Source organism: Olivibacter ginsenosidimutans, from assembly GCF_039542865.1.
GTDB lineage: Bacteria > Bacteroidota > Bacteroidia > Sphingobacteriales > Sphingobacteriaceae > Olivibacter > Olivibacter ginsenosidimutans.
Map to the genome: position 1 here is coordinate 15,292 of NZ_BAABIQ010000043.1, position 18,269 is coordinate 33,560.

Here is an 18,269-nt window from a genome sequence, read left to right on the forward strand (position 1 = left end):
ATAGAAAAAGGGATTATGCTTTTTCTACATAATCCCTTAAACCATTAACGGCTAAACACTATTCCGCTATTTTACATGAAATGGTATTTTATAAGTTCCCCATAGCAGTTGCACCAATCCATCTTTATCGGCAGTTATCGTAAATTGTTCTACCGAATGGCTATCTTCAATAGTAGGTGCATCTACCCGTAAAGCATCTTCTTTTTCATCGTAATCCAATCCCCATTTTTTCCACACTTTATTAAAGATCAATGTGGTTTGTGTATCCCCAGGAATGCTATGTAAGCTATATTTCCCTGCCTTCAACGCTTTTCCTTCAATGGTAACATCTTTGTTCACGGAAAAAGTTGTCGCTTCATTGGCTCCTGTTCGCCATACTTTGCCAATGGGCGCAATATCCTGGCCTACAATACGTCCTTTAACATAGGGCCGGCTATAATTAATCGTTATCGTAACGCCATTAGTGGTAGTTACACTTAAACTATCTGGCGGACTAGCTCGCTTACTTTTGTCTTGTTGTGCATTTGCTCCTAGAACAATAAAAAACAAGAACATACAACATGCGTATAGACTTTTCATTTCCTTTTTTATAGATGAACTCTTCATAGGGCTTTTTTGTTTTATTGCACCCATTTATACTCCTAAAATTACACTAAATTTTTCTAAGTTTGCCCCATGGCACAAGTAAAACCATCACTTGCTAAAGGCACACGTGATTTTTCTCCTGAAGAGATGGAGAAGCGTAATTTTATCTTTGATACAATAAAGCGTGTTTTTAAAAAATATGGTTATCAAGAAATTCAAACACCTTCCTTTGAAAACTTACAAACCTTAACCGGTAAATATGGAGAAGAGGGCGATAAACTTATTTTCAAGATTCTCAATTCAGGTGATTTCAAAGCCCCTGTTAGTAGAGAAAAATATGAGGCTTCTTCAGCAAACCTATTGGCTTCCTTATTTTCAGAAAAGGCCTTGAGATACGATCTTACTGTCCCTTTTGCCCGATATGTCGTGATGCATCAGCAAAACATTACGCTACCTTTTAAGCGTTTTCAAATACAACCGGTTTGGCGGGCTGATCGGCCACAAAAGGGAAGATACCGCGAGTTTTATCAATGTGATGTTGACGTTGTTGGATCGGAAAGTTTACTGAACGAAGCAGAATTTATCTTAATGTATACCGAAGCGCTTAGCACGTTGGGTCTAAGCGATTTTACCATTAAATTGAATAATCGAAAGATTCTCGCAGGAATAGCAGAAATCATCGGTAAACCGGAACTATTAGTCAGCATGACGGTTGCGATCGATAAATTGGATAAAATAGGCTTTGATGGCGTGACCAAAGAATTATACGTAAAAGGTTTCACAGAAGAAGATATGGATACGCTAGAGCCGATAATAAAGCTCTCCGGAACACGAGCAGCTAAGCTGGCAATACTAAAAGAAGTCCTCTCATCGTCCGAAATAGGGAAAAAAGGTATTGAAGAATTGGAATCTGTATTAACTTATGTCCAGCTCTTAGATGCTCATGCACTGGATTTCGTAGATATTGATATTACCTTGGCTCGCGGATTAAACTATTATACAGGAAGCATTTTTGAAGTAAAAACCAATGAGGTTGTTATGGGCAGTATCGGTGGTGGCGGAAGATATGATGATTTAACCGGTATGTTTGGATTAAAAGGATTAACGGGTGTAGGTATATCTTTCGGTGCCGACCGAATTTATGATGTATTATCCGAACTGAATCTATTTCCGGCCTATACCAACAAAAGCACGCGCGTGCTGATTACAAATTTCGATGCTGCTTTCGAGCCCATGGCACTAGCTTTAGTCCAAAAAATACGAAAAGAAAACATCGCTGCCGAATATTATCCCGCTCCGGTGAAATTAAAAAAACAGCTGTCGTATGCTGATGCAAAAAAAATTCCATACGTAGTTTTAATTGGTGAAGAAGAAGCTACGCAAAACTTTTTTACGTTAAAAAATATGAAGTCAGGTGAACAGCAGCGCTTAACAGAAAAAGATTTATTGGAACAACTGCTTAAGTAAATGATGAGTAGCAGGTATCAAGACAGAAGTATCAAGATACTTTTGTCTGATGTCTATCACTTAAAGTTTATACCTTATATCAACAACTTCAAAAACACATAAACCAATGGCGCAGCAACTAAAAGACCATCAAAACGATCTAAAAGGCCACCATGTCCTGGTAATAGGGACCCAGAATCTTTTACTTGTAAACTTCGCTTGAGCATCGATTCGGTTAAGTCGCCCATTGTTCCGAAAATGGATATAATCAAACCTACACCTATCCATTGAAATACTGTTAACCCCCCAAAGTAATGGTGAATAACAATAGCAACCAATACACTTAAAACAAGACCTCCAATAAAACCTTCCCACGTTTTCTTTGGCGAATGTCTTTCGAATAACTTATGTTTTCCAAATTGTTTACCAACCAAGTAGGCACCAGTATCATTTGTCCATAAAAGAAGTAAGAACGATAAGGGATAACTATACTGGTAATCTTGCATTAAAAATCCGAGTTTATAGAAAAATATAAAAGGCAATACGGCATAAATAAGTCCGAAAAAAGTCAGTGCAATATTTAAAAAAGGATGTGTATTTTTTTTGTAAAGCTCAAGCAGATATATCCCTATTGCAAACGGAATTACTAACAACAGCAGCTTAGACGGAATAGCAAATAAAGTAACCATGATGGAAAGGCTAAAAACAACGGCTCCCAGTACAAGACCACCAATTACCTGAGGTTTAATTTGATCTGACGTAATCATTTTATAAAATTCCGCCTGACTCAATAAGGCCACGATTAGAAAAAAGATGCTGAAGGCATAAGCGCTAAAAAGAACGGCTGCCAATAATACGAGTACAAAGAAAAATCCAGTTATCGCTCGGGTTTTCATTTAGCGTTATTTTTATGTTAGCGTAAATTGTTTTGCTCTATACCAGCATTTCCATTCGTTTTTCGATTATGGGCAATAGACCGGTAAAGTAAAAGCAGGATAGTACCTAAAACGACGCTGGCAACAGCCATCGGCCACTCTTCCGATTTATATTCCCAATAGTCTAACGGCTTCCCCTGCCTAGTAAGGTAAAATGCGATGACAATAGCAGTCGCGTTGTTTATAAAATGGGCTAATATGGGTAACCAAATCCTTCTGCCATAAAAGTAGAGATAACCACATAAAGCACCGATGAGCATTCGTGGCAAAAAGCCAAAAAACTGAATATGAATGGCACTGAAAACGATTGCCGTTAACCAAATAGCCAAATGGGGTTTGCCCAACCAGTTGATTAATATTTGTTGAAGACATCCCCTAAAGATGAATTCTTCACCTACTGCAGCCAATATACCTACCATAAATAGGTTAGTTATAAACGCCCCTATTGATGGTCTGGACAATAAGGCATTGGTAATGACTCCTGTTTGATCTTCTTTGGCACGCATCCATTGTTCTACACCATGTAACGCATCAGGTAATTTTAACTGCTCATTAAGGACAATTGTCCATTCAAAAAATGGAGCATAAACAAACATCAATAAAACCACCAAGGCATATAGCCTCCAATCTGCTTTAACCTGTAAGTTAAAAAGCGGTTTTCTTCTACGCTCAATCCGATTTAATAATAATGCTGGGATAACAAAGGTTCCCAATGCAGAAAAAATTTGTATAATACTTAGTAAATTCAGTGCCTTTTCGTTTAAATCACTAAATCCCGAAGCGAAGATTTGAAACGCATATCCCCCATAAACCAATAATCCTACACCTAAACCAATAAAACCGAAAACAAAGGCACCGATAAAAACGGTAAGAAGCAAGTAAAGAAAAGTGATACTTGGATGGTTATCAGGCCGATTATGTGCAGTTGCATTCAAAATTTTGTACTTTTGCCAATTGTTAATTTTGGGATGAATATAGGCAATGTCTGTTAAGATTGGAAATAATATTGATTTAGGAGAATTTCCGTTATTACTTGCACCCATGGAAGATGTTAGTGATCCTCCTTTTCGTTATGTGTGTAAGAAAAATGGTGCAGACTTAATGTATACCGAATTTATCTCCTCTGAAGGATTGATACGACATGCGGCCAAAAGCAAACAAAAGTTAGATATTTTTGAATATGAGCGACCAATAGGTATTCAGATATTCGGTAGTGATATTCGAAGTATGCAAGAAGCTACGGAAATAGCTACATTGGCTAAGCCCGATCTTATTGATATTAATTATGGTTGTCCGGTGAAAAACGTTGCTTGCAGAGGTGCAGGGGCTAGTTTATTACAGGATATTGATAAAATGGTAGCTATGACTAAGGCTGTTATAAAGGCTACACATTTACCGGTCACTGTCAAAACAAGATTAGGATGGGATGATCATACCAAGAACATTTACGAAGTAGCAGAACGGCTACAAGATATAGGAATACAAGCCCTTAGTATTCATGGACGTACAAGAGCCCAACTCTATAAGGGTCAAGCCGATTGGTCTTTGATTAAACAAGTTAAGCGAAACCCCCGAATCACCATTCCTATTTTCGGAAACGGCGATGTTGACAGTGTGGAGAAAGCTGCCGCTTGGCGAATGGAATATGAAGTGGATGGCATTATGATTGGAAGAGCTGCCATAGGCTATCCTTGGATTTTCCGGGAGATCAAACATTTCTTTGAAACAGGAACCTATTTAGAAGGCCCTACCATACAAGAGCGAGTGCATAATTGCCGAATACATCTTCACAAATCCATTGAATGGAAAGGAGAAAAAACGGGCATATTTGAAATGAGAAGACATTATGCAAACTATTTTAAAGGTATTCCAAATTTTAAAGAATATCGGATGAAATTAGTTAGCTTATTAAACGTTATAGAGATAGACGAAGTATTAGATGAGATTTCTTCAACTTTTGAAGAAGTCGCGTAGTAATAATTCCTATCTTACCACAAAATTTAAAACTATGGTTACTGAAATAACAGCAGGTGTTAAAGTTTCTGTAGAAGCAATATATCAGCCGGAATATTCCAATCCAGAGAACGAGCATTTTATGTTTGCTTATCGAATTACCATAGAGAATATTGGGGATTATAGTGTCCAATTACTTCGAAGACATTGGTATATTTTTGATTCTAATGGAACACATCGCGAAGTAGAAGGAGAGGGTGTAGTAGGTCAACAACCCGTCATTGATCCCGGTGAGTTTTATGAGTACGTTTCTGGATGCAATTTAAAAAGTGATATGGGCAGTATGGAAGGATCTTATCAAATGCTTCGGGAAGTAGATGGTGTACTATTTGATGTAACCATACCCAAATTTTACCTCATTCCGGAACATAAGTTGAACTAACAAAATTCTTCAATTTTTAAAGGAAAACTTGTGATAAAAATAGGTGATATTTAAAATCAAATTATTGAATATCAACTATTTATAACTAAATAAAGAAATATTTTTCCTAGAAATAGATACGGCAAAACAAGCAAATAAGGTATAGAGCATAAAAACAAACGGAAACAAGGTGAGTATACTATCCACAGAGAATTTAGGCCATACATTCAGCGATAAATGGCTCTTTAAAGATTTAACTTTTGGTTTACAAAAGGGAGACAGGATTGCGCTTGTCGGAATAAACGGAACGGGAAAATCTACCTTATTAAAAATTATTGCTAGTAAAATTATACCGCAAGAAGGAAATGTTGTTTTTTCAAAAGATATCAAAGTCGGTTACCTCGACCAGGAACCCGATTTCACCGGATTATTGACAATAGCCGACTTCATTTATACCCTAAATGATGCCGTTCAGCAACTCATCAGAGCTTATGAGTCTATGATTCATAGTCCAAATCCCGATCAACAAAAACTAGAAAAGTTGATTGATCAAATGACAGTAACCGATGCGTGGAATATTGAACAAAAAATTAAAACAATATTAACGCGATTTGATATTATTGACTTTGAACAAAAAATTGCCAATCTTTCCGGTGGACAGAAAAAAAGATTAGCCTTAGCTAAACTTCTCATAGATGATCCCGATATTTATATATTGGATGAACCAACCAACCATCTGGATATTGAGACTATTGAATGGTTAGAAAAAATGTTAATCAGTGGCCAAAAAACATTACTACTTGTCACACACGATCGCTATTTTTTGGATAATGTCTGTACAGAGATCAAAGAGTTACATCAAGGAAAACTCTATACCTATAAAGGGAACTACAGCTATTTTCTAGAAAAAAAGGCAGAACGTGCGTTAATGGATGCTTCTACTTTGGAGAAAAATAAAAATCTCCTTCGAAAGGAATTGGAATGGATGCGCCGTCAACCACAGGCAAGAGGAACCAAATCTAAAGCCCGCATAGATGCTTTTTATGACTTAGAAGAAAAGACAAAAAATAGCGCTTCAACCGCTTCTTTAGATTTGAATGTAAAAGTAAGTAGACAAGGAAATAAAATAGCCGAAATCCATCATCTCTCCAAAGCTTACCACGGATTAAACTATATCAATAATTTTTCTTATATATTTAAAAAGGGTGATCGAATTGGACTAGCAGGAAAGAATGGTAGTGGAAAGACCACTTTTCTAAATTTAATTACGCAAGAAATCAAACCCGATCAGGGACAAATCATTTTAGGTGAAACAACAAAAATAGGTTATTACAAACAAGGCGGTTTCCCTTTTCAAACGAATCAACGCGTAATCGATGCTGTTAAAGAAGTAGCGGAATACATTATTATGGAAAAAGGGGAAACCATTTCTGCTTCTCAACTCTTAACCCATTTTTTATTTCCACCAGAAAAGCAATTTGGTTTGATTGAAAAATTAAGTGGGGGAGAAAAGAAGCGTTTGCAGCTCATGCGCATCTTAATGGATAATCCAAACTTTCTCATCTTAGACGAACCCACCAATGATTTGGATATTGATACCTTAAATATACTCGAACATTTTCTGATGGACTTTCCCGGAGTTTTAGTATTAGTTTCACATGATCGCTTCTTATTGGATAAACTGACCAATCAACTATTTATATTTGAAAAAGGAAAACCGATTACCATATATAACGGCAATTATTCTGACTATAGGTTAACGGAAGAGACTAAAAAGAATCTGTTCAAAGAAATACCGGAAAAAACGATAATTGAAAAAAAAGACAGAACGCTAGATAAAAAGAAAATAAGTTTCAAAGAAAAAATAGAATATGAACAACTGGAGCAGGAGATCAATACTATAGAAGCTCAAATTAAAAATAAAACCAAAGAAATGAATCAAACGACGGATCATCAATTATTAATAGATCTGTCTAAAGAAATCGAACAATTAACAACAACGTTAGACCAAAAGAGCAATCGCTGGCTAACCTTAGCAGAATTAATTTAGCGTTTCACGTGGAACTTTTTGAAAGGTTCCACGTGAAACCACATGATATATGTTTCCAAGATATAATGTTATTGTAGTAGGAGCAGGGCACGCTGGTTGTGAAGCAGCGGCTGCCGCTGCTAATTTAGGTTCCCGCGTTTTATTAATCACCATGAATATGGGAACCATCGCGCAGATGAGTTGCAATCCTGCCATGGGTGGTGTGGCTAAAGGACAAATTGTGCGTGAGATAGATGCACTAGGAGGATACTCCGGTATCATAGCAGATAAAAGTACCATTCAATTTAGAATGTTAAACCTTTCTAAAGGTCCTGCCATGTGGAGCCCAAGAACACAAAACGACCGTATGCGTTTCGCCGAAGAATGGAGAATCCAATTAGAGCAAATACCTAATGTTGATTTTTGGCAGGACATGGTTAAGGAAATAATAATAAAGAACGGAAAGGCTAATGGTGTCGTTACGTCCCTAGGTATTTCGATTGAAGCAGATGCTGTTGTCTTAACTAATGGAACCTTTCTTAATGGAATCATCCATATCGGAGAAAAGAAAATAGGGGGTGGCCGTACAGCAGAAAAAGCCGCTACCGGCTTAACAGAACAACTGATAGATTTAGGATTTGAATCCGGACGCATGAAAACTGGAACTCCTCCTCGTGTTGATGGAAGGAGCCTTGATTATTCCAAAATGGAAGAACAATGGGGAGATGAGAAAAGAGGCAAATTTTCATTTAAAGACATCAAACTGCCAACAGAACAACGTTGTTGCTGGATTACCTATACTAATCAACAGGTACACGAAACATTAAAGGAGGGTTTTGAGCAATCACCAATGTTCACCGGCCGGATAAAAGGATTAGGTCCACGCTATTGTCCTTCTATAGAAGACAAAATAAACCGTTTCGCCGAGCGTGATCGTCACCAGATATTCGTCGAACCTGAAGGATGGCGCACCCATGAGATCTATGTCAACGGCTTTTCTACCTCGCTGCCAGAAGATGTTCAATATCGTGCGCTAACCCAAATACCCGGCTTTGAAAAAGTAAAAATGTTCCGGCCTGGTTATGCTATTGAATACGATTACTTTCCGCCTATGCAATTGGATCTAACTTTAGAAACCAAATTGATAAAACATCTTTTCTTTGCCGGACAAATTAATGGAACGACAGGCTATGAGGAAGCAGCAAGCCAAGGTTTACTAGCCGGAATCAATGCTCACCAACGCATAAACGATTTACACGAATTAGTACTCAAAAGATCGGAGTCTTATATTGGTGTATTGATAGATGATTTAGTGACAAAAGGAACAGAAGAGCCTTATCGCATGTTTACCTCCCGGGCAGAACATCGCTTATTGCTTAGACAAGATAATGCCGATATCCGACTCACACCTTTAGCTTATGAACTCGGACTAGCTACTGAAGAGGCCATACAACGGGTGAATAAAAAAATAGCAGATACCGACTATATCGTTAAATACATAAAGAAGACCTCCGTTCAAGCCAATGCCATGAATCCTATACTTGTTGAACGCGGATCCAGCCCACTTACACAAAATATAAAAATGTTCAATGTATTAAGTCGGCCGCAAATTTCAATATACGATATTGCAACTGCTGACACACAACTAAAAGAACTGTTACAGAAGTATACAGAAGAGACAATTGAACAAGCCGAGATACGTGTAAAATATGAAAGCTATTTTGATAAAGAATTGGAAATCATCTCTAAAATGAAAAAGATGGAAGATAGGGAAATTAATCCTTCGTTCGATTACAATCAATTGATTTCTTTATCGAAAGAAGCTCGGGAAAAGTTAATAAAAATTAAGCCGCGTACATTAGGACAAGCTTCACGCATTTCAGGCGTGTCTCCTGCAGATATTAGTGTATTAATGGTTCATATGTCTTAATTTTTAATATAAAACACTGTTTATCAATAATTTATATATAAATAAATATGATTTAAAATAAAGCGATTTAAGACACTTTTTAAAAATTTCCGATGCCAACGTCCAAAAAATATAAAAATTTGTTAAACAAGCTTAAAACAAGCTTAAATCTAAAATCGCTTATTTTCATACTTTTCATAGGTCTTATTTTATTCAATACCCATTGTGCGAGTATCCAGCAACCGATGGGCGGACCGAAAGATAGTATACCACCAAAAATATTAAAAGAGACACCACCGAATCTAAGTCGAAATTTTAAGGCTAAGGAAATTATCATTCAATTTGACGAATTCGTCAAGTTGCAAAATGAATTTAAAGAAATTAGCGTAACACCAGACATGGAAAAGTTACCGCTCTACAAAGTAAAAAAGAAATCCCTCGTCATCACACTACCTGATTCTTTAGAAGAAAAAACAACTTATACCATCAATTTTGGGAAAGCTATCGGTGATTTTAATGAAGGAAATCCGTTATTGAATTATAGTTATGTTTTTGCCACCGGAGATGAAATCGATTCGCTTAATATTTCGGGAACGGTAACAAATGCCCTAACGCTTGAAAAAGAAAAGGAAGTAAATGTACTGTTGATCCCCACGAGACAAGATACGATATGGGGTAAACGAAAAGCCAATATATTTGCATCGACAGACTCTTCCGGGAATTTTAAATTAAAAAATCTAAAGGAAGATACGTATCGTATATATGCTTTGAAAGAAAAAAATAATGACCGAATATTCAACGGTACTGATGAAGAAGTTGCTTTTTTGGTCGATTCTTTTCACTTAAATAAAGATACATCAGGTATACAACTGGCCGTATCTCAACCCGTACCCAAAAACTTTCGTTTACTGGACAGAAAGATAGAAAAAAATGGTACCATTAACTTCCTATTCAATAGGCCTCTACAGCAAGCGAATTTGAAAATCGTTGTCCCAGAAGCACTCGATAAAAACAAAATTATCAACTATAGTACCGAAAGAGATAGTGCTTCTATGTGGCTAACAGCGATGGATTTCGATTCCCTTAAAGTACATATTATGGAACAAGATACGCTGCTAGACTCGACCGTTATCCGAAGGGGCAAAAATGAAAAGTACGACAGGGATTTGATTATTACAGACAATATTAGTGGACAGAAAGTGAATAAGATTAATCATCTTATCTTATACAGCACCGCACCAATAAAATCAGCTAACAAACAAAATATCGTCCTTAAAGAAGACTCTATCCCGCGAAATAACTACCAACTTACACCCGATACGAGCAATAACAGAAGGTATCTGATACGCTATAACTGGCGGCCGAAAAGAAATTACGAAATCACCTTTAAAGAAGATGCTTTTCAAGGCTATTTTGGTGAAAAATCCAAGGAAGTAACCCGTAAATTTACATTGGATGAAACGGAAAACTTTGGCGATATCATTTTAAAAATCACTGTTCCGGATTCTTTAGAAAACCACTACCTAGTACAGATTACCAATGAGAAAAAAGATCAACTGATTTTAACCCGACCCATAACTAAATCTGAAAGACTAACATTCAAGCAGTTACCGGGTGGAAAGTACCTGATACGCATTGTTTACGATACGAATAATAATGGCAAATGGGATCCAGCCGATATAGAAAACCGTATCCAACCTGAGAAAATATGGTATCATGATAAGCCCATTACGGTGAGACCCAATTGGGAACAGGAAGAACCCATCAATGTTCCTTCCCGAGATGCAAAACCAATCTTAAAAGAAAAAGAAAGTCTACCAACAGATACCATTCCAAAAACTCCGGCTGACACTATACCTCCCCCTGGAACCAGCTAGCATAATGAACATAATTGTGTGGAAGTTGGTCTAATAATGCGCGCTGCTCGGCAGTTAAGGGCTTTATCCGCTTAGCAGGGATACCAGCATACAGGTAGCCCGTCTCACAAATAGTACCTTCCAATACAACAGCGCCCGCTGCTATTAGCACATACTCTTCCACCACTGCTTTATCCATTACGATAGCCCCCATACCTATTAACGTATGATCTTTTACCGTACAGCCATGTACCAAAGCGTTATGCCCAATATTCACATAATTTCCAATGGTAGTACCATTCTTTTGGTAGGTTCCATGGATAACCACCCCATCTTGCACATTACTAAAATGACCTATCCGAATGTAATTTACATCGCCACGGATTACAGCATTGAACCAAACCGAACAATGTTCCCCTAACACAACATCTCCAACCAGTGTTGCATTTTCTGCTAAAAAACTATGCTCACCAACCTGTGGTGTCTTATCTAAAACGGATTGTATTAAAGCCATGCTGTACCTTAATTAAAAACTCAAAAGTAAAAAAACATAAAGCTTAAAGAGGACATAAGATGCAAGTAGCTAGACACCATTAAATAATTAATAACAATATACCTCTTAAAACGTATCACTTATAACTTCAAACTCAAAAAATCGTATCCTCCAATTTATCCGCGTGAAAGGGATAATCTGTTGTATAATGTAAACCACGGCTTTCCTTTCTTGCCATGGCTGATTTAATAACGATATACGCAACTTGAATAACGTTGCGTAACTCACATAATTTAACAGATAGTTTGGTATTCTTATAAAACTCTTCTGTCTCTTCATACAACAATTTCAGCCTACGCATGGCCCGTTCCAAACGAAAATCAGAACGAACAATACCTACATAATCACTCATCACTTTCTGCGTTTCTCTTAAATTATGTGTAACCAGTATATCTTCATTAGACAAATGTGTATCCGTATCGTCCCAATCAGGTATAGTTGACGGCAATATTATACGATCAAAAAGAGTAACCGCTTGCGTATAAATCCGATGTGCATAAATCAATGCTTCTAACAGCGAATTAGAAGCCAATCGATTAGCTCCATGCAAACCCGTAGATGAACATTCACCACAAGCATATAAATGCTGAATAGAGGACAGTCCGTTTGTATCAACCATAATGCCACCACACAAATAATGTGCTGCGGGTGTAACGGGTATATAATCGCGTGTCAAATCAATACCAATGCTCAGGCATTTCGCATAAATATTAGGAAAATGTTTCAATAAATCGCCTTTATTTCTATGTGTAATATCTAAATACACATAATCATCTCCCGACTTTTTCATCTCATTATCGATCGCTCGGGCGACAATATCCCGAGGTGCCAACGAACCTCGTTCATCATATTCCTGCATAAACTCCTCCCCATTTTTACGCCTTAGTACCGCTCCAAAGCCTCTTAAAGCTTCTGAAATCAGAAAAGAAGGGTATTCACCAGGATTATATAAGGACGTTGGATGAAACTGTATAAACTCCATATTTCGCACTTTACCTTTAGCCCGATAAACCATTGCAATACCATCTCCAGTAGCAATTACCGGATTAGTAGTCGACGAATAAATATGGCCAGCCCCGCCAGAAGCCATTACCGTTATTTTACTAATAATCTTCTCTACCACATTGGTCTTTGTATTCAAGGCATAGATTCCATAGCAGGTAATATCCTCACTATGTTTATTAACAAAAACACCCAAATGATGCTGCGTTATGAGGTCGACAGCGAAGTAATGCGTTAACACCGTAATATTAGGTGAAGCATGTACCTGTTCCAATAAAGCCCGTTCAATTTCGAATCCGGTGATATCTTTATAATGTAAAATCCGATGTTCTGAATGTCCACCCTCCCGTGCCAAATCATAGCTCCCATTAGTCACCTCATCGAAATGCGTTCCGTATTGGATAATCTCCTGTATACGCTGTGGTCCTTCCTTAACAACGTTTTCCACAACCGCTCGATCACACAAACCATCGCCAGCCACCAGTGTATCAGCGATATGCTTATCAAAGCTATCAGACTTATCCACAACTACCGCTACGCCCCCCTGAGCATATTTAGTATTCGATTCATCTTCATTAGCTTTCGTAACAATCAGAACCTTACCATGTTTAGCTGCTTTTAAAGCAAAACTTAAACCTGCTATACCTGATCCTATAACCAAGAAATCAACATTCATGTTCTTGAAAAAATTAACGACAGAAAATATCCACTGCTTTCGTGGAAAAACCTTTAAAGATGTGGATTTTTTTGTAAAATAACGGTGGAATAAAAAGAATAACTTGGTAAAAAGCGTATATCTCCACAATTAAAACTAATTTTTATCTTTTTATAAACCGTAGCATAGGGTGTTTTTCAACGTTCATCAGTAAAAAAGAAATTGACAAAAAAATATGGAAAGAAAAATTAACAGAAAATAGTCTAGTTGTAAATCAGGAACTTATCGTCATTTTCGTGTTAAAAAATTGTTAATAAATAAAGAAGAAGTAAAAAAACAATCTTCCTATCCATCAATTTTCTAACAATACTAACATCCTAATAAACGATAAAGAGTTTTTATAAAAAAGAATTATTGTTCTTTATTGAATCGTGGAAAGCGCTGCAATTTCATTTCAAAATTCTTTGTTTACCTTTGTATAGCAATTATGCATAGGCTAAACAACAAATGGATACGTACACGGAACAATTAAATGCGAAGGGATATATTGATGAGGCTATAGACCCTCGATTAGATTTAGTGGAGGAAATCCAACGACTGAAGCGGGAGAAAAATGCTGTTATTTTAGCCCATTACTATCAGGAGGCGGAAATACAGGATATAGCGGATTATATTGGCGATAGCTTAGGTTTATCACAGGAAGCGGCAAAAACAGATGCTGCTATCATCGTTTTTGCCGGAGTACATTTTATGGCGGAAACAGCCAAGATCTTATCGCCTAATAAAAAAGTGCTATTGCCTGATTTAAAAGCAGGTTGTAGCTTATCCGATAGTTGTCCACCCCATTTGTTTGCTAAATTTAAAGAGCAATATCCAGATCATCTAGCGATTACTTATGTGAATTGTACGGCAGAATTGAAGGCCTTAAGCGATATCGTTTGTACTTCTTCTAACGCTGTACAGATTGTGGAGAGTTTACCTAAGGATCAAAAGATCATTTTCGGTCCTGATAAGAATTTAGGAGATTATGTAAAACGTAAAACGGGTAGGGATTTGGTCTTATGGAATGGAGCTTGTATGGTACATGAAATTTTTTCACAGGATAAAATTGACCAATTAAGATCTGCCTATCCTGAAGCTAAATTTATTGCCCATCCGGAATGCGAAGAACATATTTTAAGGCAAGCGGATTACATCGGATCTACGACAGGTTTGTTAAAATATACCATTACACAACCGGCTGATACCTTTATAGTTGCTACGGAGAGTGGTATTATTCATCAGATGCAAAAGGCCAATCCAGAAAAAACCTTTATTCCTGCACCTCCAAACAATGCCTGTGCCTGCAATGATTGTCCGCATATGAAACTAAATACCTTAGAGAAGCTTTATACGGCCATGAAGTTTGAATTACCGGAGATAACCTTACCATTATCGATTATCGAACGGGCTAGAAGACCGATCGAGCGTATGCTGGAGATATCAGAAAAATACGGTTTATAATTTAGTCCAATAGCTTTTTCCATACCATCATGTTTGATAATAAAGAGCGTACACATTTAGATAAAATAGGTGAATTTGGTCTTATAGACCTTATTCATAAAGCTGTTGAGATAAACGAAGCGTCTACTATCAAAGGGATAGGCGACGATGCAGCGGTAATACAGCATGAAGGAAAGCAAACCCTCATTTCTACCGACCTGCTGTTAGAAGGTATTCATTTTGATTTGCGCTATGTTCCGCTCAAGCATTTGGGCTATAAAGCGGTGCAGGTTAATTTAAGCGATATTTATGCCATGAACGGCATCGCTAGTCAGATTACATTTTCGATTGGTTTATCGAGTAAATTTCCATTGGAAGCGATAGAGGAGATCTATGAAGGAGCTATTTTAGCCTGTAAGAAATATGGGGTTGATTTAGTAGGGGGAGATACATCAGCCTCAAAACAAGGCTTAGTAATTAGTGTAACCAGTATTGGTTATGCGCTTGCGGAAGAGGTAACGTATAGGGACGGAGCTGGCGAAGGGGATTTGATTGGTGTTTCTGGTGACTTAGGCGGGGCCTATGTAGGTTTGCAACTTTTAGAACGGGAGAAGCAAATATTTTTAGAAAATCCTCAAGTACAACCTGATTTGGAAGGCAAAGATTACATCATCGAACGGCAATTGAAACCTGAAGCTAGGAAAGACATCGTTTATCTATTTCGGGAACTGAAGATTAAGCCAACTGCAATGATAGATGTTTCAGATGGATTGGCTTCTGAGATTTTACATATTTGTCGACAATCGAACAAAGGATGCCGGATTTATGAAGAAAAGATTCCCATTGATCCGATGACCTATGAAACGGCGCGTTCTTTTAATTTAGATCCTACCGTTTGTGCTTTAAGTGGGGGAGAAGATTATGAGTTGTTGTTTACGATTAAACAAGCTGATTACGAAAAGATTAAAGGTGATTTAGATATTAGTATCATTGGGCATATTACAGAAGAAAGTGCCGGATGTAGCTTAGTTTCCAAAAGTGGTAATATGCATCCTATTACCGCACAAGGCTGGAATGCGTTTTAAGGGGCATAAGGTTTAAGGTATGGGGCATAAATTCTAGCTTATACCTGATGTCTATACCTTGTACCTTTTATATCCTAAAATCGTTTCACGTGAAACAGATTAGTCGTTTGTGTCCTCTTCGTCAAATAAATGAAGATCAATTTGCTTACTGGCTTTGGCGCCTAGCTTTTTTAGTTTTTCTACTTTAGATATAACGCTTCCTTTACCTGTTTCTAATTTCTTCCGTGCATCTTCATGTGTTCTGGCCAATTGGGTAATTTGTTTATCTATTTTATCCATATCCTCCGTAAAACCTACAAATTTATCGTATAATGCACCTGCTTCCCGTGCAATTTCCAATACATTACGGGTCTGCCGTTCTTGTTTCCAAATGCTAGCTATGGTGCGTAAGGTAGCTAGTAGGGTAGAAGGACTTACGATAACTACGCGTTTATCCCAAGCTTCGCTAAACAGTTCGGTATCATAAGAGATAGACATACTAAAAGCTGATTCGATGGGCATAAACAGTAATACAAAATCTGGAGAGGTAATCTTATAGATATCTTGATAGTTTTTTCGGGAAAGCTCGCTCACATGATTTTTTATCGATTGAACGTGTTGTTTGGCAGCAAGGTCTCGCTCTGCTTCTTCATCTGTGTTCACCCATCGCTCGTAAGCTACAAGGGAAACCTTCGCATCGATGACTAAATGTTTATCTTCCGGAAGGTGGATGACGACATCAGGTTGAATGCGTTGTCCTTCTTCATTCTGATAACTTGACTGGAGGTGGTATTCACTATCTTTAATAAGTCCCGACCGTTCTAATACCCTTTCTAAAATAACCTCTCCCCAATTTCCCTGTTTTTTCTGATCGCCTTTTAGCGCTCGAGTGAGATTGATCGCTTCGTCTTTAATCAGCTGACTTTGCTCCATTAACTGCATGACTACACCTTTTAAGGCATTACGCTCTGCTGCTTCATGATTATAGGTTTTTTCTACTCGTTCTTCGAAAGATTTGATATTTTGTTTTAAAGGATCTAGAAGTTGATGGATCGTTTTATGATTCGTTTCGGTAAATCTGACGGTCTTTTCTTCCAATATTTTGCTAGCGATTAATTCAAATTCTTTGTTAAACTGACTTTTAGTAGCGATTAATTCTTGTTTTTGTTCTTCTAATTTTTCTCGCTGTGACTCTAGATAGGCATTCATACTTTCTAGTGTACGTTCTGCAGCAGCGGCTTTTTCTCTTTCGGTTTTTAGATCATGAAGTAATCGCTCATTTTCTTGTCGATAACTTTCTGCCTGCTGCTCCGCTTTGGCGATTTTGATCAATAATGCATCTCGTTCCTGCTGGTTATCCGATAGTTGGTAATCAGCAGGGGCAGAATTGGCATTTCTCATTAAGCGATACAAAAAGAAAAGCAGAATTAATAGGAGTCCGATAATCACTATATTTTCCATGGTTGAATATTTTGACAAAGGTAAAAGAAAAAATAGCTTGAATGATTCATTTTAAATTATCTCGGAAAAATTGACAGTCTATTTTTGATTAACAAAGGAAATTATGACAGCTAAACAATTCCTATTCTGTCTGTAATGTCCTATCTTCGTAAAAAATGAGCAATTGATTTTCGTATACTGCAAATCGGTATGTCATTTGAACAGGTTAATAAAAATTTTAAAGAAATATGCCTATACAGTTTTTATTGTTAATTGGAATTGCAGTAGTTAGTGCATTGGTTCAATGGCGTTTTAGGAGTAGGTTTAAAGCATATTCTGAAACACCTCTAAGCAGTGGTTTGTCGGGTCGTGAAATTGCTGAAAAGATGTTGCACGACAATAATATATACGATGTTCGGGTAATATCCGTTGAAGGACAATTAACGGACCATTACAATCCGGCAGACAAAACGGTCAATTTAAGTCCGGAGGTTTATAGCGGACGAAGCATTGCTTCAGCAGCGGTGGCAGCACACGAATGTGGGCATGCTGTTCAGCATGCTAAAGCTTATTCTTGGTTACAGTTTCGTTCTGCTATGGTACCTGTAGTTAATATCGCTTCTACCTTAACTACGTGGACGTTATTTATTGGCGTTTTGTTGGCTTTTAGTGGAAATATGATCGTGCTGGCTATTGGTGTAGCTGCGTTGGCTTTGGTAACGCTATTTAGCTTTATTACGTTACCGGTAGAATTTGATGCTTCTAATAGGGCTTTAGCCTGGCTGGAAAGTAATAAAGGAATCATGGGAAGTAGCACAGAGCACGATGGTGCAAAAAATGCGTTATGGTGGGCTGCGATGACTTATGTGGTTGCTGCACTTTCATCTTTGGTTACCTTGCTCTATTACGCCAGTATCTTATTTAGGTCAAGAGATTAAT

15 protein-coding genes are annotated in these 18,269 nt (G+C 37.4%); 9 read left to right on the forward strand and 6 right to left on the reverse strand.

The features are described from left to right. Positions 1 to 66 precede the first annotated feature (66 nt). Entirely contained in the window at positions 67 to 606 is a 540-nt protein-coding gene (locus tag ABD930_RS17690; protein WP_345233695.1) for a DUF2911 domain-containing protein, read from the reverse strand. Positions 607 to 675: 69 nt separating this feature from the next. Between ABD930_RS17690 and hisS the strand changes: the two genes are divergently transcribed. Beyond that, a complete protein-coding gene (gene hisS / locus ABD930_RS17695; RefSeq protein ID WP_345233697.1) occupies positions 676 to 2,052 on the forward strand; it encodes a histidine--tRNA ligase in 1,377 nt (458 codons plus the stop codon). Between the two features lie 74 nt (positions 2,053 to 2,126). Here the strand turns inward: hisS and ABD930_RS17700 are convergent, their stop codons facing one another. Both ABD930_RS17700 and ABD930_RS17705 read right to left on the reverse strand, forming a co-directional pair. After that, positions 2,127 to 2,927, reverse strand: coding sequence for a phosphatidate cytidylyltransferase (locus ABD930_RS17700; RefSeq protein WP_345233699.1), 801 nt, complete (start codon positions 2,925 to 2,927; stop codon positions 2,127 to 2,129). Between the two features lie 17 nt (positions 2,928 to 2,944). Beyond that, positions 2,945 to 3,901: a CPBP family intramembrane glutamic endopeptidase gene (locus tag ABD930_RS17705; protein WP_345233701.1), complete on the reverse strand. Its 957-nt coding sequence runs from the start codon at positions 3,899 to 3,901 to the stop codon at positions 2,945 to 2,947. A gap of 46 nt (positions 3,902 to 3,947) precedes the next feature. On the opposite strand from ABD930_RS17705, the gene dusB reads away from it, so the two are divergent. From dusB to ABD930_RS17730, 5 genes are all read left to right on the forward strand, one after another. Then, positions 3,948 to 4,940, forward strand: coding sequence for a tRNA dihydrouridine synthase DusB (dusB, locus tag ABD930_RS17710; protein ID WP_345233703.1), 993 nt, complete (start codon positions 3,948 to 3,950; stop codon positions 4,938 to 4,940). A 34-nt stretch (positions 4,941 to 4,974) separates the two neighbouring features. Next, complete coding sequence (gene apaG, locus ABD930_RS17715) at positions 4,975 to 5,361, forward strand: Co2+/Mg2+ efflux protein ApaG (RefSeq protein WP_345233705.1); 387 nt, start codon at positions 4,975 to 4,977, stop codon at positions 5,359 to 5,361. Between the two features lie 169 nt (positions 5,362 to 5,530). After that, on the forward strand, positions 5,531 to 7,390 hold the full coding sequence (locus ABD930_RS17720; RefSeq protein WP_345233707.1) for an ABC-F family ATP-binding cassette domain-containing protein: 1,860 nt from the start codon (positions 5,531 to 5,533) through the stop codon (positions 7,388 to 7,390). Positions 7,391 to 7,439: 49 nt separating this feature from the next. Beyond that, the gene (mnmG, locus tag ABD930_RS17725) at positions 7,440 to 9,299 is read left to right on the forward strand and encodes a tRNA uridine-5-carboxymethylaminomethyl(34) synthesis enzyme MnmG (RefSeq protein WP_345233709.1); all 1,860 of its coding nucleotides are present in this window, start codon (positions 7,440 to 7,442) and stop codon (positions 9,297 to 9,299) included. Positions 9,300 to 9,391: 92 nt separating this feature from the next. Further along, on the forward strand, positions 9,392 to 11,155 hold the full coding sequence (locus tag ABD930_RS17730) for an Ig-like domain-containing domain (RefSeq protein ID WP_345233711.1): 1,764 nt from the start codon (positions 9,392 to 9,394) through the stop codon (positions 11,153 to 11,155). On the opposite strand, the gene ABD930_RS17735 is transcribed toward ABD930_RS17730, so the two are convergent. Then, positions 11,130 to 11,648 carry a gamma carbonic anhydrase family protein gene (locus ABD930_RS17735; protein WP_345233714.1) on the reverse strand — a complete coding sequence of 173 codons (519 nt, stop codon included), beginning with the start codon at positions 11,646 to 11,648 and terminating at the stop codon, positions 11,130 to 11,132. The genes ABD930_RS17730 and ABD930_RS17735 overlap by 26 nt on opposite strands. 133 nt (positions 11,649 to 11,781) lie before the next feature. After that, entirely contained in the window at positions 11,782 to 13,365 is a 1,584-nt protein-coding gene (gene nadB, locus ABD930_RS17740) for an L-aspartate oxidase (protein WP_345233716.1), read from the reverse strand. A 486-nt stretch (positions 13,366 to 13,851) separates the two neighbouring features. On the opposite strand from nadB, the gene nadA reads away from it, so the two are divergent. Both nadA and thiL read left to right on the forward strand, forming a co-directional pair. Continuing rightward, a complete protein-coding gene (gene nadA, locus ABD930_RS17745) occupies positions 13,852 to 14,847 on the forward strand; it encodes a quinolinate synthase NadA (RefSeq protein WP_345233718.1) in 996 nt (331 codons plus the stop codon). A gap of 29 nt (positions 14,848 to 14,876) precedes the next feature. Further along, positions 14,877 to 15,911 carry a thiamine-phosphate kinase gene (gene thiL, locus ABD930_RS17750; RefSeq protein ID WP_345233720.1) on the forward strand — a complete coding sequence of 345 codons (1,035 nt, stop codon included), beginning with the start codon at positions 14,877 to 14,879 and terminating at the stop codon, positions 15,909 to 15,911. A gap of 99 nt (positions 15,912 to 16,010) precedes the next feature. On the opposite strand, the gene ABD930_RS17755 is transcribed toward thiL, so the two are convergent. Then, a complete protein-coding gene (locus ABD930_RS17755) occupies positions 16,011 to 17,351 on the reverse strand; it encodes a DNA recombination protein RmuC (protein WP_345233722.1) in 1,341 nt (446 codons plus the stop codon). A gap of 227 nt (positions 17,352 to 17,578) precedes the next feature. On the opposite strand from ABD930_RS17755, the gene ABD930_RS17760 reads away from it, so the two are divergent. After that, positions 17,579 to 18,268: a zinc metallopeptidase gene (locus tag ABD930_RS17760; RefSeq protein ID WP_345233724.1), complete on the forward strand. Its 690-nt coding sequence runs from the start codon at positions 17,579 to 17,581 to the stop codon at positions 18,266 to 18,268. The last annotated feature ends 1 nt before the right edge of the window (position 18,269 follow it).